This is a genomic window from Asanoa sp. WMMD1127 (genome assembly GCF_029626225.1).
Taxonomy (GTDB): Bacteria; Actinomycetota; Actinomycetes; order Mycobacteriales; family Micromonosporaceae; genus Asanoa.
The window spans coordinates 4810420-4830860 of sequence record NZ_JARUBP010000001.1; the positions used below are offsets into that span (position 1 = coordinate 4810420).

Below are 20441 nucleotides of genomic sequence, written 5' to 3' on the forward strand. Positions count from 1 at the left end.
CCGTGGTGGGGACAACGGCGACGGGGACCGGGAGGACAGCGGTGGGGACACCAGGCAAGGTGATCGTCAACCAGACGATATCGACCGACGGGTACGTGGCCGGGCTCAACCAGAGCGAGCAGCGGCCGTTCGGCGAGGACGGCGGCGACGGCTGGGGCGGCGGGCTGCACGCCTGGATGTTCGACACCGGCGACGAGAACAAGGCCGAGGTCGACCAGATCAACGCCGCCGCAGCGGTGATCATGGGACGCAACATGTTCGGTCCCGTACGCGGCCCGTGGGATCGCCCCTGGAACGGCTGGTGGGGCGACGACCCGCCGTTCCACGCACCGGTGTTCGTCTTGACCCACCACGCGCGCGACCCGGAGCCGATGCGGGGCGGCACGACCTACCACTTCGTGACCGACGGCATCGAGTCGGCGCTGGAGCAGGCCCGGGCCGCGGCGGGCGATGGCGACATCTCCATCCACGGCGGCGCGGAGACCATCAACCAGTACCTGACCGCCGGCCTTGTCGACGAGCTGCGGCTGCACATCGTCCCGCTCACCATCGGCGCTGGCCCCCGCCTGTTCGAGGGCGTCCCGCCGCTGAAGCTGGAGCAGGTGGCGGCCCGGGCCGCCAGCACGGTCGTCCACGTCACCTACCGCGTGCTGTCCTGAGCCCGATCCGGATCCGCACCGACGTCGCCACCCTGGCCCGGTCCCGGTTCGCCACGTCGCCCGCGTTCGAGGTCGCGGCGACGCTGCGCGGCCGGGCGACGGCCGGCGACCAGCACTGGCGGCACTGGTACCCGCGGGCCCGCGCGCGCCTCGACGCCGCGACCATGGATCTGCTGCACGCGCTCGTCCCGTTGGACCACCCGTACGTCCCCGACTTCCTCACCCCGCATCCGCAGCAGTCGCGCGAGACCCGCGACCGCATGGTCGAGGCCATCGCCGCCACGGCCGCCGACGAGCTGGCGCTCCAGCTCGACTTCGCCTTCGACGGCCGTCCGGTGCACGAGGAGTTCGCGGCGTCCTTCGGTGGCGAGGCCGCGTACCGCCGGTGGCGCCGGCGCCCACCGCCGTTGCTGCGGGGCCTGCTCGACGCCGGAGACGCGGTGCTGGCCGAGGAGGCCGCCGCCGCGTTCGGGCGGTTCTTCGACGCCGCGATCGCGGAGGACTGGCCGCGCGTGTCCGCCGTGCTGGACGCCGACGTCGCGTACCGCGCCGAGGTCATGGCCGCCCACGGCATCGCCGCCGTGCTCACCGACCTGGGCCCGGAGATCTGCTGGGACGGTCTCGACCTGACCCTGCCGCGGCCGTACGACGTGCTGGTGGACTGGGCCGACGACGGCGTCCTGCTGGTCCCCTGCACCGCGCACACCGGCCCCGTCCTGTTCGTCGCCGAACGACCCCGGACGCCCGTCCTCACCTACGCCGCCCGGGGCACGGCCGCCCTGGGCGTCCCACCGTCCCGGTCCTGCCATGAGGCGCCCGTCGGCGAGCTCATCGGCCCCACCCGGCTGAGCATCCTGCGGCACCTCGCGGAACCCCGCACGACCACCGCCCTGAGCCGGCTCGACGGGCATTCGACGGCGACCATCTCCTACCACCTGGGGGTGCTGAGCCGGGCGGGGCTCGTCACCGGCCGCCGGGGCAGCCGTGGCGTGCTCTACCGCCGGACGGCGCTCGGCGACGCGCTTCTGCACGGCGAGCTGCCGGCGTGATCTCGGGACAGTAGCCTGGCCGGATGTCGCTGACCCTCGACGAGGCCCGCGCGCGGGCGGCCATGCTGTCCGCCGTCTCCTACGACCTCGCACTCGACGTGACCTCCACCCAGACATTCCGTAGCCGGGTCGCCGTGCGGTTCGAGTGTGGCGGCGGCGACACGTTCCTGGAGCTGCATCGGGCCGAGGCGCTCGAGGTGACGATCGACGGCAACACCGTGGCACCGGCGTACGACGGTCGTCGGGTCCCGTTGGTGGGACTGGCGCCGGGCGCCCATGAGGTCGTCGTGGACGCGACGATGCGTTACGTCACCGACGGCGAGGGCATGCACACGTTCACCGATCCGGCGGACGGCGAGCGCTACGTCGGCGCGTACCTCGGTCTCGACATCACCCAGCGGTTGTTCGCCTGCTTCGACCAGCCCGACGTCAAGGGTCCGATCACCGTGACGGTGCAGGCCGATCCAACGTGGACGGTGCTGTCGAACGGGCGGCTCGTCAAGGCCGACGGTGGCACGTCCGTGTTCGCGGCCACCCCGCCGATCCCGTGCGCGCTGTTCGCCGTCGTGGCCGGTCCGTACCATTCGGTGCGGTGGGAGCACCGCGGTCTGCCGATGGGCTGGCACGCCCGCCGCTCGCTGGCCGCCGAGCTCGAGCGCGACGCCGCCGAGCTGCGGCAGCTGACCGAGGTCTGCTTCGACCACTTCGCCGAGATCTTCACGGAGCCCTTCCCGTTCGACTCGTACGACCAGGTCTTCGTGCCCGAGCTCAACTGGGGCGCGATGGAGTGCCCGGGCTGCGTCACGTTCGACGAGTCGGTGCTGCCGCGCGTGCGGATCACCGACGACCAGCGCCGGCGGCGCGCGATGGTCATCGCGCACGAGATGTCGCACATGTGGTTCGGCGACCTGGTCACCCCGGTGTGGTGGGAGGACGCGTGGCTCAACGAGTCGTTCGCGGACTACATGGGGTTCGAGGTGGCCGAGACCGTCGCCGGGTACGCGGGCACGCGCGCGTCGTTCGAGGCCGCTTACAAGCCCAACGCGCTGCTCGCCGACCGTCGCCGTTCCACGCACCCGGTCGCGCCGGCCACCACCGACGTGCCCGATGTGGACACCGCTACGACCATTTTCGACCACATCTCGTACGGCAAGGGCAATGCGGTCCTGCGCCAGCTGGTGACGTGGCTCGGCCCGGACGACTTCCTGGCCGGGGTGAACGCGCACCTGACCCGGCACCGGTTCGCCAACGCCACCCTCGAGGACCTGCTGTCGGCCCTCGACGCCGCCTCGCCGCGTGACGTGCGGGGGTGGGCGCAGGTGTGGCTGCGCCGGTCGGGCCACGACACGATCCGGGTCGGCCGCGAGGGCGACGTGCCGGTGCTGACCCGCGACGGCGTGCGCCCGCACCGCTTCACCGTCGCCGCCTACTCGCCGTCGCTGGAGCTCGTCGGCACGCTGCTGGTCGACCTGGCGGACGAGCCGGTGGCGCTGCCGGACTGGGCGGGCCTGGTGGTGGTGCCCAACGCGTACGGCGAGACCTTCGCCCGCCTCCAGCTGGACCCGCTGTCCCACGAGGTCCTCACGCGCGACCTGGCGGCGCTGCCCGACCCGCTCGTGCGAGCCGTGCTGTGGGCGGCGCTGCTCGACCGGGTGCCGCCGCCCACGCACCTGGACCTGCTGGCCCGCCAGCTCCCCCGCGAGACGTCGGCCACCCTGGTCGGCGCGGCCCTGGCGCGGACCGCGAAGGACCTGGTCCGCCGTTTGGCGCCGGGCGAGGTGGCCGGCGCGCTGGAGGTCGTCGCGTCGGCCTGCGCGGTCGACGCCGACCAGGACGAGCAGCGCGCGGTGGCACTGGCCCGCGGGCTGGCCTGGTCCACAAGGGACGCCGGCCTGTTGCGCCGCTGGCTGGACGCGAACGCGACCGACAACGGTCTGACGCTCGACCCGGAGCTGCGCTGGGCGGTCGTGCACCGGCTGGCCGAGCTGGGCACGCTCGACGGCGACGAGATCGAGGCGGAGCGGCGCCGGGACGGCACCACCACGGGCGACCTCGGCGCCGCCACGGCCCTGGCGGCCCGCCCGACGGCCGACGCGAAGGCGGCCGCGTGGCGGGAAATGACCGAGGATCCGGAGGTGTCCGTGCGCCGGTTCCGGGCGCTGGCCACCGGACTCTGGTCACTGTCGCAGCGCGAGCTGGTCACGCCCTATGTCGCCGCCTATGTCGAGGCGGCGCCGGCCCTGGCCCGGCGGGGATCGGCGTTCGCGGCCGCGGTCGGCGCGGCCTTCCCGGCGGTGCCGCTGTCGGCCGAGGAACTGGACCTGGTCCGAGACCGCCTGGGCGGCGACGTCCCGACGGTCCTGCGCCGCTTCTGGGACGACGAGCTCGACGACCGCTCGGCCGGCTGAGCTCACCGGGCGTCACGCAACGCGAAGACGAGCAGGCCGAGCAGCAGGGCGCCCCCGGCGTACGCGGACAGCATGCCCAGGCCGGCCCACGGTCCGATGTGCTCCGCGGCGAAGTCGCGGGTGGCCTGGATCGACAGGCCGGCGTCCATCGGGGAGAACCGGAGCAACCGGTGCTCCCAGCGCGGATCGCTGACCAACGACGCCGCGACCGGGGTGCCGTAGAGTACGAGCAGGCCGGTGGTGATCGCGCCGGCCGTGTCGCGCAGCAGGAGCCCGAGACCGGCCGAGAAGGCCGCGATCAGTCCTAAGTAGAGGACCGTGCCGACGGCGGCCCGCTGGTCCAGGCGATCCGACCACGTGGGTACGTCAAAGCCGCTGCCGTCCAGTGCGAGGCCGGCCGCGGCGTAGGACGCGGCGACCCCGAGCGCCCCGGCGGCCAGTGTCAGCGTGACGAGGACCACGGCCTTCCCTAGCACCACCAGGGCGCGGCGGGGCACGGCCGCCAGCGTCGGTTGGATCGTGCGTGTGGCGTACTCGGCGGTCACCGCCAGCACCGCCAGGATCACCACCGCGACCTGGCCGAGGCGTACGCCCGCCAGGCTGAGCTTGACCGGGTCGGTCAGGCAGGGGGCGGCGCAGTGGCGCTGGTCCAGGGAGGCCGTGATGGCCAGGCCCAGGGCCACGGTCCCGACCACCACGCCGACCAGGAGCCACCCGGTGCTCGGCAAGGTGCGCAGCTTTGTCCACTCGCCCCGCACCGCCCGCAGCGCCGTCATGCGTCGGTCCGCCGCAGGCGCCACCAGGCCAGCCCGAGGGCGGCGCAGGTGTAGGCGGCGACGATGCCGATGCCGGCCCAGGGTCCGATCATGGCCCACGGCTCGGCCAGGGTGACGGTCGGCGGCTTGGCCCGTTGGGTGGCCATCCCGCCGGCCAGCGTGGTGTACATGAGCCAGCGGGGCGACGTCCCCGGCAGCACCATGCCGACGATCAGCGGCAGCAGGACCAGCACGATGGTGGTGGTGATCGCCGCAGCGCTGCGGCGCACGAGCATCCCCACCGCCATCGCGAACAATGCCACCAGGGTCATGAAGGCCGCGCTCAGCAGTAGGGCCCGCAGCACCGGGCCGTCCGAAAAGGATGGTGTGGGGAAGGCCGGCGGCGCGAAGCCGTGCTGCTTCATCGTCGGCAGCGCCAGCGCCAGCGCCGTGACGACGCCGACGAGGCTGACGGCGTACGCGGTCGCGCCGAGAACGACGGCCTTGGCGGCCAGGACCCGTCCCCGCCGCGGGGTGGCCGCGAAGGTCGTGCGGATCATGCCCCGGCGGTATTCCGACGTCGCGAACAGGGCGCCGACCGCGACCAGCGCCATGAGTCCGGCGATCACGCCGATGAGAGCGCCCTCGACGATGTCGTCGTCCGGCGCCTGGGGGCCGACCTTGCCGGTGCCGGTGACCGTGAAGCCGGCCCCGGACCCGGCCCCGGTGGCGGCGAACCGGCCGCCGGCGACACCGCCCTTGCCCATGCGGCCGTCCGCGTTCGCGTCGACGACCTGGGTGCCCCGCCACTGCCCCGACCCGGTCAGCGTCACGTTGTCGAAGGTCGCGTCCGTGCTCGTCGGGCGCTCGCCGACCGACGAGCTAGCGCCGCCGCGGGAGACGTAGACCGCCGGCGCGGACGACACGTAGAAGCCGATCTCCGCGGTGGCCGGCAGGTTGCGCGGCGTGACCGAGCCGACCGGCGTCCACGTGGCGCCGTCGGCCGACTCGTACCCGGTGATCGTGCTCCCCGCCCGGACCAGCCGCAGCCAGCGCGTGCCACTGCTCGCGCTGCCCTCGTGGTCCTGCGTGAAGTCCGACTGCACGCGTACGCCGCGATCCTTGGTCAGCAGCACCGAGGCGTACGACGAGCCGGACCGCGTGCCGTCCTTGATCATGATTCCGGCGGCGGGCGCGGCGTACGGGCTGGGGTCGTCGAGCAGCGTCGTCGGCTCCCCGTCCACGCGCCGCTCGTCCGGCTGCCGCGTCGGCGCCAGCGACGCGACCCGGACCGTCATCGTCGTGTCCCCGGTGACCGACTGGTGCACGAAATAGAACATGTCGGACACCGGGTCGTTGTGCGGGCCGACGACGAAGTTGCGGTGGACGTTGGCGTCGCTGCGGTTGGCCGAGGCCAGCAACGCGCTCAGGCCGATGGTCAGCGCCATGGCCGCGAGGAACGTGATGACCCACCGGGACACCGACCGCAGCTTGGTCCATTCGCTGAGCAGCAGGCGGGGAAACGACTCGCGGGCGTTCACCGGGCGCTCCCCTCGACGGCCTCGGGCGCGTACTCGATCGATCCCCGGGTCAGGTCCATGTAGGCCTCTTCCAGCGAGGCCCGGTGCCGGCGCAGCTCGGAGAAGGGGACACCGGCCTCGGTCAGCAGCGTCGAGACGCGGTCGCCGGGCAGGCCCTCGACGGTCATGGTTTCGCCGCCGATGACCGTCACGGTCGCGCCCGCGCGGGCCAGCACGGTGGTGGCCTCCTCGCGCCGCACGGTGACGACCTCGGTGCGCTCCTTGGACGCGGCGGCGAGCAGCTCGGCCACGCTGGTGTCGGCGACGAGCCGGCCGCGGCCGATGACGATCAGGTGGTCGGCGGTGCCTTCGAGCTCGCCCATGAGGTGGCTGGAGACCAGCACCGCCCGCCCCTCCGCCGCCAAACCCGCGAGCAGGCCGCGGATCCAGACGATGCCGTCGGGGTCGAGCCCGTTGACCGGCTCGTCGAAGATCAGCACCGGCGGGTCGCCGAGGAGGGCCGCCGCGATGCCCAGCCGCTGCTGCATGCCGAGCGAGAACCCACCCGCGCGACGCCGCGCCGCCGCGCCCAGACCGACCTCTTCGAGCACCTGGTGTACGCGACGCCTGGGGATGCCGTTGCTGTGGGCCAGCCAGAGCAGGTGGTCGCGAGCCCGGCGGCCGGGGTGCACCGCCGACGCGTCCAGCAGCGCGCCGACCTTCGTCAGCGGGGTGCGCAGCGATCGGTACGGCTTGCCGCCGACCAGGGCCGCGCCGCCGTCCGGTGAGTCGAGCCCGAGGATCAGCCGCATCGTCGTGGACTTGCCGGCCCCGTTGGGCCCGACGAACCCGGTCACTTCGCCCGGACGGACCGTGAACGACAACCCGTCCACGGCCACGGTGGTCCGGTAGCGCTTGTGCAGGTCGCGTACCTCGATGGTGGGTTCCATGGCACGCAGACTAGGCAGCGCGACCCGATCGGCGCGTCACGGCGGAGAGGGGTTCCGGTGGCCGCCCCGCCTCCCCAAAACGAGGGAGAGCCGCTCCCCGACGGGACGGACGACGGACGGCGGCGGGCCCGTCACAATGACTGGTGTGACAGGGCTGCGGGTACGGCCGGGCACGCTGGTCGGCGCGGCGACGGCGGTCCTCGGCGTGGGCGCGGCCATCGAGTCACTCGGGTCCACCGGCGGTCCGCTCGCGCCCGCCCTGCACGCGCTCGTCGCCTGCGCCGTGGTGGCGCCGCTGGCCCTCGCGCGACTCTGGCCCGTCATCGCCGCCGTCCTGTCGACCATCGCCTGCCTGTCGGGAGTGCTCCTGGCGACCCCGGCCACGGTCGCCGGGACGCTCGCGTTGATGGCCCTGTTCTGGACGGTCGGCCACGTACGGCCGTTGCCGTGCCCCGCCCTGTTGGTGCTCCCGTACGCGCTTCTCCTCTTTGTGGCCGATGGCGCCGGTGACCGGGTGAGCGCGGTCGTGTTGCTGGCGCTGGTTCTCGGCGCGGCGGCGGTCGGGGCGGCCATGCGGCTGCGGGCCGAGACGCGTCGCCGGCAGGTCTCGGCGCGATCGGCGGAGGCGTCGCTTCTGGAGTACGCGGCCCGGGGCGAACGGGCCCGCATCGCCCGCGAGCTGCACGACGTGGTGGCGCACCACATCACCATGATCGCGCTGCAGGCGGACGCGGCCCGGCTGGCGACGCCGGGCCTCCCGCCCGACGGCGCCCAGCGGCTGACCGCCATCGGCGACACCGCCCGGACGGCGCTGAGCGAGATGCGCCGGCTGCTGGGCGTACTCCGGGAGGATGTCGACGCGGAGGACGAGCTTCGGCGGCCGCAGCCGGGGTTGCGGCAGCTCTACGCGTTGCTCGACGAGGTGCGCGACGCCGGCTCGGTCAGTGTGCGGCTGATCGTGTCGGGGCCGGTGCAGCCGCTCGACCAGGGGCTGGAGCTGACCGCGTACCGCATCGTGCAGGAGGCCCTGACCAACGTGCGGCGGCATGCGCCGGGCGCGTCCGTCGACGTGGAGCTGCGCTACTGCGCCGACGAGTTGTGGGTGCGGGTGCACGACAACGGACCGGGCGCGCCGCCCTCCGGTGCGGCTGCCGGCCACGGGTTGACGGGAATGCGGGAGCGGGCCGCCATGGCCGGGGGAACGCTCGTTGCCGGGCCGGGGCCGACGAGCGGATTCCTGGTCGAAGCGGTCCTGCCCAGGAAGGGAGCGGCGGCGTGATCTCGATAGTCGTCGTCGACGACCAGGACGTCGTCCGGTCGGCCTTCGAGGTGTTGCTGGGCACACAGCCGGACTTCGCCGTGGTGGGATCGGCGGCGGACGGGGAGCGGGCGGTGCGGCTGTGCCGGGAGCTGCGTCCGGATGTGGTGCTGATGGACATCCGCATGCCCGGCATGGACGGCATCGAGGCGACGCGGCGCATCCTGGCGGCCCGGGTCGACGACCGGCCCCGCATCCTGATACTGACGACGTTCGACCTGGACGAGCACGTCTACGACGCGCTGGACGCGGGCGCCAGTGGCTTCCTGCTGAAGGACGCGACCGCGGAGCGGCTCTTCGACGCGGTCCGCGTGGTCGCGTCGGGGCAGGCGCTGCTCGCCCCCACGGTCACCCGGCGCCTGGTGTCGGAGTTCTCGCGCCTGCGCCGCCGCCGCCAACGACACGACGGCACCCTGCGTACGCTGACCGCGCGCGAGACAGAGGTGCTGCGCCTGCTGGCGGAGGGCCTGTCGAACACCGAAATAGCCGCGCGCCTGGTGGTCGGCGAGGAGACTGTCAAATCCCACGTGAGCCGCCTCCTGGCCAAACTGGGCCTACGCGACCGAACCCAGGCGGTCGTCGTCGCCTACGAATCAGGCCTGATCGTCCCGGGCGACCGCTGAGCCCGGTCGCTGCGGCGCCGACCAGAGTGCGGCCGGTGCGCGTCGACAAACGCTGCGGCAGCGTCGCGGACGTCTGTGCTGACGTGCTGCTCAGACAGTGGCGCCCTGCGGAGGGCCTCGGCCAGTTGGTGGCGTTGCTCGGCGGCATCACGCCAAGCCGACTCCGGAAGCCTTACGACGGCATGAAGCAGGTCACCGCAGTAGTGGTCGCCCTCCGCGATCGGATCGTCGACGAGAACCTTCACGGCCAGGGGAAGCAGAATGGACCCAAACTCCGTCGCCCTTCGAGGGGGAGAACGACACACGGCGACAGCTCAACCGCAGGCCGAACAGCGGCCACTCGAAATCAGCCGTAACTCGCCAGGAACTCCTCGACGGCGTGGGGGCTGCGGAGGATGTGGAGGTCGGCCTGGCCGGCGTAGCGGTCGACGGCCGCCAGCACCACCGGCAGGCTGTGGCGGCGATAGCCGACCAGCCACCGCCAGAACGCGACATTCTCCCGCGACCGCCGCAGCGCCCGCCAGGCGCACCGCCACAGCGGAAAGTCCAACACGACGACCAGGTCCGCGACCCGCAACCGCACGTCGAGGACGTCGTACGGCCCCAGATCGCCGTCGATGACCCACGCCGCACCGGCGACGAGGTCAGCCTGGACCCGCGCCCACCGCTCCGGCGGCAGCGGCCTCAGCGACGGCGACCAGAAATGCGCGTCGAGCTCGATCACCGGCAACCCGGACAGGGCACCGAGCCGCGCGGCGAGGGTGGACTTCCCCGCCGCCCCACGGCCAAGGACGACGATCCGCACCGCGACAGGCTAACCGTGTGACAAAGGCCCCACGGGGATGGCGCGGGCGGCGCGCGGCGTTGCAGACAGCGTGCCGGATACCGATGTCGTGGTGATCGGAGCGGGGCAGGCGGGGCTTTCCAGCGCCTACCACCTGCGCGGCTCCGGGCTGGACCACGTCGTGCTCGACGCCAACCGCGGTCCCGGCGGCGCCTGGCGCCATCGCTGGCCGACGCTGCGGATGGCCACCGTGCACGGCATCTTCGACCTGCCCGGCATGCGGTTCGAGCCGCCCGACCCCGACGAGCGGGCCGCCGACGCCGTCCCCGCTTACTTCGCCGAGTTCGAGCACCGGTACGACCTCCCCGTGCGCCGTCCGGTGAAGGTCGACGCCGTACGCGAGAACGGCGACGGCCGGCTCCTCGTCGAGTCCGACGCCGGGGCGTGGCGGACAAGGGCGCTGGTCAACGCCACCGGCACCTGGACCCGGCCGTTCCGGCCCTACTACCCGGACCAGGAGACGTTCGCCGGCTGGCAGCCGCACACCGCCGACTACCGTGGGCCGGCCGCGTTCGCCGGGAAGCGGGTCGTGGTGGTCGGCGGCGGCACGTCGGCCGTCCAGAGCCTGCTGGAGATCGCCGAGGTCGCCGCGGAGACCACCTGGGTCACGCGCCGCGAGCCGGTGTTCCGGGAGGGACCCTTCGACCACGAGTACGGCCGTGCGGTGATCGCGAAAGTCGAGGCCCGAGTGCGCCAAGGGCTGCCGCCGCGCAGCGTGGTCAGCGTCACCGACCTGCCGTGGACGCCCGAGACGGCGGCTCTCCAGGCGCGCCGGCGGCCGATGTTCGCGCGGATCGTGCCCGACGGCGTCGTCTGGGCCGACGGCGAGCACCGCGCGGCCGACATCATCCTGTGGGCCACCGGCTGGCGGGCGGCGCTGGACCACCTGGCCCCGTTGCGGCTGCGCGGACCCGGCGGCGGCATCGTCATGGCGGGCACGCGGGTGGCCGCGGACCCGCGGATCCACCTCGTCGGGTACGGCCCGTCGGCCAGCACGGTCGGCGCGAACCGGGCCGGTCGCGTGGCGGTGCGGGAGCTGCGGACGCTGCTAGGCGACCCGGGCGTGGCCGGCGGTGCGGAGCAGGAACTCGGCGTTGCTGCCGGTGCGGGCGAGCTGCTCGAGCAGCTGCGGTAGGGCCTGCACGGTCTCCCGGCCCGCGAGCGCGCGGCGCAGCAGGTGGGTGGCGGCCAGCTCGTCCGGCGGCAGCAGCAGGTGCTCGTTGCGGGTGCCGGAGGCGTTGAGGTCCACGGCGGGGAAGATGCGGCCGTCGGCGCTGGCGCGGTCGAGGGTCAGCTCGGCGTTGCCGGTCCCCTTGAACTCCTCGTAGATCAGGTTGTCGCCGCGCGAGCCGGTATCGATCAGCGCGCTGGCGATGATGGTCAGCGAGCCGCCGCCGTCGATCGCGCGGGCCGCGCCGAGCAGCCGCTTGGGCGGGCCGAGGGCGGAGGCGCCGACACCGCCGGAGAGCGTACGGCTGTTGCCCGAAGCGCTGTTGTTGTAGGCGCGGCCGAGCCGGGTCAGCGAGTCGAGCACGATGACGACGTCGCGGCCCATCTCGACGAGGCGCTTGGCCCGCTCGACGGCGAGCTCCGCGACCGCGGTGTGGTCCTGCGGCGGCCGGTCGAACGGCGACGCGATGACCTCGCCGCGGACCGAGCGGCGCATGTCGGTGACCTCTTCGGGCCGCTCGTCGACGAGCAGCATCATCACGTGGCACTCGGGGTTGTTGCGCAGGATCGACTGGGCGGCGGCCTTGAGCACGATGGTCTTGCCGGCCTTCGGCGGTGACACGATCAGCGCCCGCTGGCCCTTGCCGATCGGCATGACCAGGTCGATGACGCGGGTCGTGAGCAGCCGCGGGTCGGTCTCCAGGCGCAGGCGCTCGTGGGGGTGGACCGGCGTCAGGTCGTAGAAGTCGGGGCGGCGGCGGGCCCGCTCGGGGTCGAGCCCGTTGACGGTCTCGACGCTGTCGACGGGGCGGGGGCGGTCCTTGCCCGGTTGCTTGCGCTGGCCCTTGGCGGCGGCGTCGGCCTTGAGCGTGCCGGTGATCCGGTCGCCGGGACGCAGTCCGAGCCGGCGGACCAACGGCGGCGGCAGGTACGCGTCGCGCGGACCGGGCGCGTAGCCCTGCGTACGCACGAAGAACTGGTCGCCGCGCTGGTCGACGATCCCGTCGACGGCATCGTCTGTCTCTTGTGGATCGGTTGATGGGGTAGCGCGCACGCGCGTCTCCTCATGGGGATGAACTCGCCCCTGGCTCCGGGGCGGTGGGCGTCGATCGGCGGTGCGATCATGAATAGCCTCCCCGGGGGGCAGCAGACAGCTGCGCACATCCGCGGGTTGGAACGGCCTGGATCAGACGGTAGCGCGCTGTGACCAGCTACCGCAAGCACCCCGGGCTTTCCCCCTACGGGTGGGGCTGGCACCACCACGGATCCGGTTGGCCGCCGGATCGATCCTCCCGGGGTCGAAACCTAGCGTCGAGGCATGACCGTGACGGCTTCCCCCTCGCCGGTCGCCACCGCCGCTCCGGTACGCGAGCGCGCCATCGACGGCTTGCGGGCACTGGCGATCCTGGGTGTCGTGTGTGGACACTGGCTGGTCGGCGGGCTGAGCCCCGGTGCCGCCGGCGGCCTCGTCGTCGACAGCCCGCTGCGTACCGCGGAATGGCTCGCGCCCTTGACCTGGGTGCTGCAGATGCTCGGCGTGTTCTTCCTCGTCGGCGGCTACGCCGCGGGCCAGAGCCTGACCCGCTGGCGGGCCGGCGGTGGCGGCGACCTGGGGTGGCTGCGGCGGCGGTTCCTGCGGCTGGCCTGGCCGGTGGTCGCCGCTGTCGCGCTGGTCACCACCGCCCTGCCGCTGGCCGCGCTGGCCGGCGCGGCGCCGGCGACCCTGCGCACCTGGGCGGTGCTGCTGGTGCAGCCGTTCTGGTTCATCGGCATCTACGCGGTCGTGACGGCGCTCACGCCGGTGGCGATGTGGCTCGACCGGCGCTGGGGCTGGGCGGCCGCGCTGCCGATGGCGGGCGCCGTCGCGGTGGTCGACATCGCGCGGTACGGGCTGCACGTCGTGCCCGACTGGGCCGGCTACCTGACCGTCGTGCCGGCCTGGATGTTCACCTACCAGCTCGGCGTGGCGTGGGCCCGGGGCGGCGTCACCCGCACCACGGCGTGGCGGCTGCTGCTCGGCGGCGCCGCCCTGTTCGCGGCCCTGCTCGTGGTGGCGCGCTATCCGGCCAGCATGGTGACCGTGCCCGGCTCGGGCCGGTCCAACTCCAACCCGCCGTCGCTGCTCGTCCCGGCCCTGGCCGCGGTGCAGTCGGGCGCCGCCATCCTGCTTCGGGAGCGGTTCGACCGGCTGCTGCACCGCCGGGCCGGGCTGTGGACGGCGGTCGCCGTGCTCAACCTCTGCGCCATGTCGATCTTCTGCTGGCACCAGACCGCGCTCGTCGCCGTGTCGGCCGGGGCGGCCCGGCTGGGCAGCTTCGCCGGCCTGACCGACCCGCCGTTGACGGACTGGTGGGTGGCGCAGCGGCTCGGCTGGTTCCCGGTGCTGGCGCTCGCGCTCGGGCTGCTGGTCGCCCTGGTCCGGCGGTTCGAGCGGCCGGCCACGGTGGTCACCGCCCGGCACCGGGCGTTCGCGGTCGCGGCCACGGCGGCCTTCACGGCGTACCTCGTCCTGGTCTATTGACCCTGACCCTGCGGCGTGCCGCCCTCCGAAGAACTACGCTTCGTGTTCTTGTGAGCACGTAGCGTCGTTCTTCGTCTCGGGGGTCCGGATGACGCGGTGGTACGCGGCCCTGGTCGCGCTGATCGTCCTGATCGCGCCGCAGCCGGCGCTCGCCGACGAGCGGCCCGGCGGCGGGCCTCGGGCGGCCGACCTGGTGTGGATGCCGGCCGGCGACGGGATCTTCTCGCTCGACGCGTCGGCGCGGACGGTGCGCTTCCGGTCGTGCTCGGTCGACACGGGGCGCGTCTACAACCCGGGAATGCGGGTGGCCGGGGGAGTGGCGAGCGGGCGGATCTCGTACGAGGGCACGGTTTACCGCTTCCGGGTCCCGCTCGTGGGGCGGTCGACCGGGCTGCTGGAGATCGGCCGGCGGCGGCTGACCGGGCCGACGGTGACCAGCCCGCAGCCGCCGACGGATCCGGCCCGCGGGCGCCGGCTGCGGCCGCTGACCGACCGGCTGCGGGCGATCGTCGACGCGGCGCCGGTCACCGCCGGCGTGTCGGTCCGCGACCTGTCCGGCCGCTACGGCGACCAGCAGATCGGGGTGGCCGGGCGGCTGCGGCCCAAGGCGGCCAGCCTGATCAAACTGTGGGTGATCGCCGAGCTCATGCGGCGCGTCGACTGCGGCCAGGCCGCGTACACCGACACGGTTCTGGTCCTGCCCTCCGATGTCGTCGGGGGCACCGGCGAGCTGCAGCACGAGGAGTTCCCGCAGTACGTGACGCTGTTCCGGCTCGCGCAGTACACGATCAAGTACAGCGACAACACGGCGACCAACGTGCTGATCGACTACCTCGGCGGGTTCGCGCCGGTCAACGCGCTGATCGACTCGATGAACCAGCGCGAGACCGTGCTGGCCCGCAAGATGGTCACGCCGGGTCCGGAGAACTACACGAGCCCCGACGACGTGATCTCGCTGCTCGGCGCGGTCTGGGACGGCGACGTGCTGCGGCAGGTCAACCGCGACCTGCTGCTCAGCTTCATGCTCGAACAGACCCTCAACGGCAAGATCCCCGCGGCGCTGCCGTCCGGGGTGCCGGTCGCGCACAAGACGGGCGAGCTCACGGACGTGTCGCACGACGTGGGTTACTACCTCATCCCGGGTACGGAGATCGCGGTCGCCTTCCTGACCGCCGGCCCTGAGCCACTGGGGTCGGAGACGGTGCGCGAGCTGGCGCGGGCGGTCTACGACTACGTCGAGGAACCGCCGCCGGTGGGTTCGCTGCCGATCACCGGCGCGCCGTTGGCGCCGCTGTCCCTGGCCGGTTCGGCGCTGGTGTTGTGCGGGCTGCTGCTGGCCTTCAGCTGTAGAGGTCGCCGGTCAGGTACTTGAGTCCACTGTCGACCTGCACGGTGACGACCGTTCTTTCGTGCGCCAGCCGCAGGGCGGCGAACAGGTTGGCGCCGGTGGACGGGCCGCTGAAGATGCCGTGGACGCGGGCGGCGTGGCGAGCGGTGGCGAAGGCCTCCTGCTCCGGGACGGCGACGACCTCGTCGAAGTCGTCCGCCGTGAGCTGTGGCGGCCAGTAGCCGATGCCGCCGCCCTCGATGTGGTGGGTGCCGGCCGCGCGCCCGGACAACACGGCCGACTCGGCCGGCTCCACGGCGACCCGATGCGTGTGTGGAAGCCGTTCCCGGATGGCCCGGGTGACTCCGAGGAACGCGCCCGCCGTGCCCACGTACCCGGCGAAGGTGTCGAAGGTGTTGACCTGCTCGAGGATCTCCTGACCCATCCGCCGGTAGCCGTCGGTCATGTCGGTGTTGTGGAACTGGTCGGTCCAGTAGGCGCCGGTCTCGGCCGCGATCTGCCGCGCCCGCTCGACCATCGCGGGGATGAGCCCCGGCGTGATCCCACCCGGGCTGTGGATCAGCTCGACCTCGGCCCCGAACGCCCGCATGGTCCTGATCTTCTCGTCCGCGAAGGCATCGGACGACACGATCCTGAGCGGGTAGCCCTTGACGGCACACACGAACGCGAGCGACGACCCGGTCGACCCACCGGTGTATTCGACGACGGTCTGGCCGGGTCGCAAGCGCCCGTCGCGCTCGGCCGCCTCGATCATCGCGAGCGCCATGCGGTCCTTGTAGGAGCCGGTCGGGTTGGCGGCCTCGAGCTTGACCCAGATAGCCCCGTCCCGGTCGCCAAGGTCGAGCGCGACCAGTGGCGTGTTGCCGATCCCGTCCAAACCGCCCATGAGGCCCTCCCACCCCTCCACCCGCAGCCGACACTACGGACCGCGCCGCACGCCCGGCACCCCCGGTGCGCTACTCTGTATCGGCTGCCGCGCAACACGCGGCAACGGGACGTGGCGCAGCTTGGTAGCGCACTTGACTGGGGGTCAAGGGGTCGTGGGTTCAAATCCCGCCGTCCCGACAGCGTGAGGGTTTCCGCAGGTTGCGGGAGCCCTCTTCTCTTTAGCCCGCTCCTCAGGTCTGCTGGAGCGGTTCGTCGGTCGGGCCGGGTAGCGCGGCCGTGGCCTCGATCGATACGAGCAGGCCGTGGGGGAGTCGGACGTTGGCCGGCGCGGAGCGGGCCGGCGGCGGGTCCGGCATGTGCCGCGCGTAGACGGCGTTGAGCTTCGCGAAGTCGTCCACGTCGGCGTAGAAGATCGTGGTTTTGACGAGGTCGGCCATGGACGCGCCGGCGGCGGCGAGGACGGCGCTGAGGTTGACCAGCGCCTGCTCGGTCTGGGCTTCGATGCCCTCCGGGATCGTGCCGGTCTCGGGGTCGATCCCGGCCATGCCCGAGCAGAAGACGAATCCGCCGGCGACGATCGCCTGGCTGTACGGCCCGAGCGCGGCCGGCGCCTGCTCACTCGAGATCGCTTGTCGCGTCATGGTTTCCTCCTCGGTCGTGTCCGCACCGGTCACCTTGCTGCAGGAAGGTGGGCACCTACAAGTAGCCGTTCTCCTGAGCGCGCGTCCGGAACGAGGCCCTGCCGCCGCCGTTCTTGACCATTTCGTGATCGTCAGCTTGCAATCAACCGCAGCCTTTCCGACGTGTACGGGGCACAGTTCGCCTTTCGATGGGGGAAGCACGATGCCTCGCACCCGACTGTTCGTCCTCGGAGCGGTCGCGTTCCTCACGGCCGCGCTCGCGGCCTGCGGCGCCGACCCGCAGCCCCGGGTGCCCGCCGCAGCACCGACGCCTGTCTCGCCCGCCGGCGGAACCGGCGCAGCGGCCGCGGACCCCGTCGCGTCGGCCACCCCGGCGCGGCGCGCGCCGGCAAGGGGAACCTCCGACCTCGCCGCGCTCGAGCGGGCCGGAATCGACCTCGGCGTCACGGTTCTCATCGACGTCGCCGACGACGGCGTCGACAAGTTCCTCGAGGTCGGGACCGATCGTGTCGTCGACTTCACCGGTCACGCCCGGACGCCGTCGACGATGATGTCGCTCTGGGCCGCCCCCGTCCTGGCGGAGAACCATGTCGTGATCAAGCCCTCCTACTGGAACACGAAGCCCGGCGACGACAACTGCGTCGCGGACACGCTCGCGAAGCCCCTGGTGCTGGAAACGTGCGAGCCGGGCAAGGCGTCGCAGATCTGGCGGGTCTCGCTCGCCGGCGACTCAGGCCAGTTCGAGCTACACGGCGCGTACGGGGTCATCCGAGTCCAGGACGGCGCGATCAACTCGGCGGACGGCGGTCGTACCGGTCTGCAGACCGTTCCTTTCAGAAAATGACGAGCGGCTAGTGTCGCGCTCGATGCACGACGAAGACTTCGACGCGTTCTACGCGGCGTCCGCCAGCCGGGTGGTCGCCCACGTCTCCGCGATGGTCGGCAGCCAGGGCGAGGCGGAGGATGCGGTCGCGGAGGCCTACATGCGGGCCTGGAACAGATGGAAGAAGATCCGGGAGTACGACGATCCGGAGGCCTGGGTACGCCAGGTCGCCTACCGGCACGCGGTCAGCACCTGGCGCAAGGCCGTCAACAGCCTGCACGCCCACCGCCGCAACGTCACCGACCGGCCCGTCGAGGCGCTCAACCCGGACCACGTGGCGATCGTCGGCGCCCTCCGCAAGCTCCCGGCCGGCCAACGCAGGGTCATCGTCCTGCACCACCTGGTCGGGCTGACCGTCGCGGAGATCCACGACGAGACCGGCATCGCGCCCGGGACCATCAGCAGCTGGCTCGCCCGGGGGCGCCGCGCGATGGCCGAGCACCTGACCGACAGGGACGACTACGCCATGGGCGGGGAGCGCCGGGATGTCTGACGAACGCATCGAGGAGGACCTGCAGGCGTACGCCGGGCACGTGCGGCGCACCGCCGTCATCCCGCCGGCCGAGCGGATCCGCCGCCAGGCCGGGCTGCGCCGCCGTCGCCGCGCCACCGCCCTCGCCTTCACCGGCGTCCTGGCCGCCGCGGGCGTCGTCGGCATTCCGCTGGCGCTTGTCCCGGCCAGCCCGTCGGTTCCGGCCGGGCCGATGGCGAGCGCGTCGCCGACGGTCAGCGCCGCGCCCTCGCCCAGCGCCACACCGCCACCCTCGAGCACCGTCGAGTCCGACCTCACCCAGTTGACCGCGATCGGAATCGACCTCGGGACCGGCGTGCTGCTCGACGTCGCCGACGACGGCTTGGACCTGTTCCTCGAGGCCCGCGACGACGGCTCCGTCGACTTCACCGGCACGCCGAGATCCCGATCCACGACGATGGAGTTGCGCCCGGCCCAGGTCACCGCGCGGAACCGGGTCGTGATCATGCCGCCGTCGCACATCGGCTCCTGCGTCACCGACACGCCGGGCTCAGCGCTGACGCTGGCCCCGTGCGTGCCCGGCGACGAATCCCAGACCTGGCGCATCGTTCCGGCAGGGGACTCCGGCCAGTTCGAGCTCGAGGGCCGCTACGGCATCATCCACGTCGGCGACAGGGGCATCACCGCTGACGGGTCCGGCCGCACGGGCCTGCAGACCATCATCGCCGACCGATAAGGCGTCGAGGCAGTCAGTGGGACTGCCCGCCGCTGTGACGCCGGGGCTCCGCATATGATCCCGCGATGGCTCAGAAGGCGTTGGTCGCGCGCGGCGGACTTACCTATCTCGATCGCCGCGACTACGACCGTGGCGAGTCGACCGTCGTCAAGCGGATGCGCTGGCCGTCGGTGAGCCTCTGGGTCGCGGCCAGCACGCTGACCTTCTCGTCGCGGGCCGGATCCGACGCCCTGCACCACCACGAGGTCACCGCGGTGCCGCACGGGCCGGTCATCGCCCGCTGGCTGCCCAGCCCTGCCTTCGCCGTCGAGTTCTCCACCGACGAGCGTGATCAGGTCCTGCTCTTCTGGACACATCGGGCGCGCGCGGTCGTCCGGGAGCTGGCTCGGCTCGGATGGGACGCCGACCCCCGCGCCGACGACTTCGTGAGCTAGCCAGGTCAGCGCGGTGGGCGAAGCGTGTCCACCCGCGCCACCGCCTGGTCGATCTGGGCCTGCGTGATGCGTCCGTCGCGGACCAGGTTGACGACGTTGTCCAGGGTTTCCTCGACGATGTTCGGGTTGTAGACCTGCTGGTTCGCGAACACGAGCAGATCGAGCCCGGCCGCCAGCCCCAGCGCTACCGCTTCGTTCTGGCCGTACCGGTTCAGGATCGCCGCCGCCTGCATGTCGTCGCTGACCGTCGGGCCCGTGAAGCCCAGCTGGCCGCGGAGCAGGTCCGTGACGACCGCGCGGGACAGCGACGCCGGGAGGGTCGGGTCGAGTTGTCTGTTGAGCAGGTGGGCGACCAGCACGGAGTCGGCCATGCCGGTGCGGATCAGTTGTTGGAACGGTTCGAGCTCTCGGCGCTGCCACGTGTTGCTGACGTCGACGACGGCGAAGTCGGTGTTGCCGGTCGCGGTGCCGAAGCCGGGGAAGTGCTTGATCGACGTCTTGACGGCGGCGGCCCGGTGGACCTGGATCTCCTCGGTCGCGTTCGTGACGACGACGCCGACGTTGTCGGAGAAGCTGCGGCCGAGTTGGCCGATCGCCGGGTTGTTCGGGTTGATGTCGAGGTCGACGACCGGCGCGTAGTTGAGGTTGGCGCCGATCGACGTCAGGCTGCCGACGATCTGCTGGGCCCAGGCCCGGGTGGCGGCGGGGGAGTTCCGCGCCCCGATCTCGGCCTCCGACTGCGTCGCGGGGAAGCCGTTGGCCGGGTTGAGGCGGGCGACCTGGCCGCCTTCCTGGTCGATCGAGACGATGAGCCGGCCGGGCGAGGCCTGGCGCAGGCTCCGCACGAGCGCGGTGACCTGCGCCGGCGAGACGATGTTGCGCGGGGCGTTCGTCGGCAGGTCGCGGTCGAAGAGGATGACGCCGCCGAGGCCGTCCCGGATCGCCCGCACGATCCAGTCGTTGTCGTCGACCGTCTCGCCGCGGAAGCCGACCACGAGCAGGCTGGCGATCTTGCGTCGGAGCGCGGCCTCGTCGAACGTGGGCGATGCGGTCGGGCTCGCCGGCTGCCGCGGCGGAGTCTCGGCCGTGCTGGCGCCGCAGCCCGCGAGCCCCGCCACCACGGCCGAGCCGACGCCCGTGAGCAGCCGCCGCCGGGTCACGGATACATCCTTCACCCGATCAACGCTACGGCCGATCTTTGTGCCCAGCGGGCAATATCGAT

At 72.7% G+C, this 20441-nt stretch carries 20 protein-coding genes and 1 tRNA gene; 13 read left to right on the plus strand and 8 right to left on the minus strand.

Annotated elements, in window-relative coordinates:
* Positions 1–41 precede the first annotated feature (41 nt).
* From O7635_RS23000 to pepN, 3 genes are read left to right on the plus strand one after another with little or no spacing between them, the layout of a single operon-like run.
* Positions 42–659: a dihydrofolate reductase family protein gene (locus O7635_RS23000; RefSeq protein ID WP_278082527.1), complete on the plus strand. Its 618-nt coding sequence runs from the start codon at positions 42–44 to the stop codon at positions 657–659.
* A gap of 32 nt (positions 660–691) precedes the next feature.
* Positions 692–1708: a DUF5937 family protein gene (locus tag O7635_RS23005; RefSeq protein ID WP_278085558.1), complete on the plus strand. Its 1017-nt coding sequence runs from the start codon at positions 692–694 to the stop codon at positions 1706–1708.
* Between the two features lie 23 nt (positions 1709–1731).
* The gene (pepN, locus tag O7635_RS23010) at positions 1732–4116 is read left to right on the plus strand and encodes an aminopeptidase N (RefSeq protein WP_278082528.1); all 2385 of its coding nucleotides are present in this window, start codon (positions 1732–1734) and stop codon (positions 4114–4116) included.
* Positions 4117–4118: 2 nt separating this feature from the next.
* Here the strand turns inward: pepN and O7635_RS23015 are convergent, their stop codons facing one another.
* The 3 genes from O7635_RS23015 to O7635_RS23025 are packed head-to-tail and all read right to left on the minus strand — an operon-like array spanning position 4119 to position 7341.
* Positions 4119–4892, minus strand: coding sequence for an ABC transporter permease (locus O7635_RS23015; protein ID WP_278082529.1), 774 nt, complete (start codon positions 4890–4892; stop codon positions 4119–4121).
* Positions 4889–6412, minus strand: coding sequence for an ABC transporter permease subunit (locus O7635_RS23020; protein ID WP_278082530.1), 1524 nt, complete (start codon positions 6410–6412; stop codon positions 4889–4891). The genes O7635_RS23015 and O7635_RS23020 overlap by 4 nt, the downstream gene beginning before the upstream one ends.
* Complete coding sequence (locus O7635_RS23025; protein ID WP_278082531.1) at positions 6409–7341, minus strand: ATP-binding cassette domain-containing protein; 933 nt, start codon at positions 7339–7341, stop codon at positions 6409–6411. The genes O7635_RS23020 and O7635_RS23025 overlap by 4 nt, the downstream gene beginning before the upstream one ends.
* A 145-nt stretch (positions 7342–7486) precedes the next feature.
* Here O7635_RS23025 and O7635_RS23030 point away from each other — a divergent pair, with 145 nt between their 5' ends.
* The gene (locus tag O7635_RS23030) at positions 7487–8620 is read left to right on the plus strand and encodes a sensor histidine kinase (RefSeq protein ID WP_278082532.1); all 1134 of its coding nucleotides are present in this window, start codon (positions 7487–7489) and stop codon (positions 8618–8620) included.
* On the plus strand, positions 8617–9282 hold the full coding sequence (locus O7635_RS23035) for a response regulator transcription factor (protein ID WP_278082533.1): 666 nt from the start codon (positions 8617–8619) through the stop codon (positions 9280–9282). Before O7635_RS23030 ends, O7635_RS23035 begins: the two co-directional genes overlap by 4 nt.
* Before the next feature lie 346 nt (positions 9283–9628).
* Here O7635_RS23035 and O7635_RS23040 read toward each other — a convergent pair whose 3' ends face one another.
* Complete coding sequence (locus O7635_RS23040; RefSeq protein ID WP_278082534.1) at positions 9629–10087, minus strand: hypothetical protein; 459 nt, start codon at positions 10085–10087, stop codon at positions 9629–9631.
* A 70-nt stretch (positions 10088–10157) separates the two neighbouring features.
* On the opposite strand from O7635_RS23040, the gene O7635_RS23045 reads away from it, so the two are divergent.
* Positions 10158–11261: an NAD(P)/FAD-dependent oxidoreductase gene (locus O7635_RS23045; RefSeq protein ID WP_278082535.1), complete on the plus strand. Its 1104-nt coding sequence runs from the start codon at positions 10158–10160 to the stop codon at positions 11259–11261.
* Here O7635_RS23045 and rho read toward each other — a convergent pair.
* Complete coding sequence (rho, locus tag O7635_RS23050; RefSeq protein WP_347405298.1) at positions 11175–12350, minus strand: transcription termination factor Rho; 1176 nt, start codon at positions 12348–12350, stop codon at positions 11175–11177. The genes O7635_RS23045 and rho overlap by 87 nt on opposite strands.
* A 264-nt stretch (positions 12351–12614) precedes the next feature.
* Between rho and O7635_RS23055 the strand changes: the two genes are divergently transcribed.
* Both O7635_RS23055 and O7635_RS23060 read left to right on the plus strand, forming a co-directional pair.
* Entirely contained in the window at positions 12615–13817 is a 1203-nt protein-coding gene (locus tag O7635_RS23055; protein WP_278082536.1) for an acyltransferase, read from the plus strand.
* A gap of 88 nt (positions 13818–13905) precedes the next feature.
* On the plus strand, positions 13906–15189 hold the full coding sequence (locus O7635_RS23060; RefSeq protein ID WP_278082537.1) for a serine hydrolase: 1284 nt from the start codon (positions 13906–13908) through the stop codon (positions 15187–15189).
* Here O7635_RS23060 and O7635_RS23065 read toward each other — a convergent pair.
* Positions 15158–16051: a cysteine synthase family protein gene (locus O7635_RS23065; RefSeq protein WP_278082538.1), complete on the minus strand. Its 894-nt coding sequence runs from the start codon at positions 16049–16051 to the stop codon at positions 15158–15160. The genes O7635_RS23060 and O7635_RS23065 overlap by 32 nt on opposite strands.
* 105 nt (positions 16052–16156) lie before the next feature.
* Between O7635_RS23065 and O7635_RS23070 the strand changes: the two genes are divergently transcribed.
* Positions 16157–16230: transfer RNA gene (locus O7635_RS23070), tRNA-Pro, on the plus strand.
* Positions 16231–16283: 53 nt separating this feature from the next.
* Here the strand turns inward: O7635_RS23070 and O7635_RS23075 are convergent.
* Positions 16284–16694 carry a Rid family detoxifying hydrolase gene (locus tag O7635_RS23075; RefSeq protein ID WP_278082539.1) on the minus strand — a complete coding sequence of 137 codons (411 nt, stop codon included), beginning with the start codon at positions 16692–16694 and terminating at the stop codon, positions 16284–16286.
* Positions 16695–16710: 16 nt separating this feature from the next.
* Between O7635_RS23075 and O7635_RS23080 the strand changes: the two genes are divergently transcribed.
* The 4 genes from O7635_RS23080 (at position 16711) to O7635_RS23095 (ending at position 19219) form a co-directional block, all read left to right on the plus strand.
* Complete coding sequence (locus O7635_RS23080; RefSeq protein ID WP_278082540.1) at positions 16711–17538, plus strand: hypothetical protein; 828 nt, start codon at positions 16711–16713, stop codon at positions 17536–17538.
* 22 nt (positions 17539–17560) lie between these two features.
* Positions 17561–18070: a SigE family RNA polymerase sigma factor gene (locus O7635_RS23085; protein ID WP_278082541.1), complete on the plus strand. Its 510-nt coding sequence runs from the start codon at positions 17561–17563 to the stop codon at positions 18068–18070.
* Positions 18063–18785 carry a hypothetical protein gene (locus O7635_RS23090; RefSeq protein ID WP_278082542.1) on the plus strand — a complete coding sequence of 241 codons (723 nt, stop codon included), beginning with the start codon at positions 18063–18065 and terminating at the stop codon, positions 18783–18785. Before O7635_RS23085 ends, O7635_RS23090 begins: the two co-directional genes overlap by 8 nt.
* Positions 18786–18850: 65 nt before the next feature.
* Positions 18851–19219, plus strand: coding sequence for a hypothetical protein (locus tag O7635_RS23095; protein WP_278082543.1), 369 nt, complete (start codon positions 18851–18853; stop codon positions 19217–19219).
* Between the two features lie 5 nt (positions 19220–19224).
* Here the strand turns inward: O7635_RS23095 and O7635_RS23100 are convergent, their stop codons facing one another.
* The gene (locus O7635_RS23100) at positions 19225–20394 is read right to left on the minus strand and encodes a glycoside hydrolase family 3 N-terminal domain-containing protein (protein ID WP_278082544.1); all 1170 of its coding nucleotides are present in this window, start codon (positions 20392–20394) and stop codon (positions 19225–19227) included.
* Between the last annotated feature and the right edge of the window lie 47 nt (positions 20395–20441).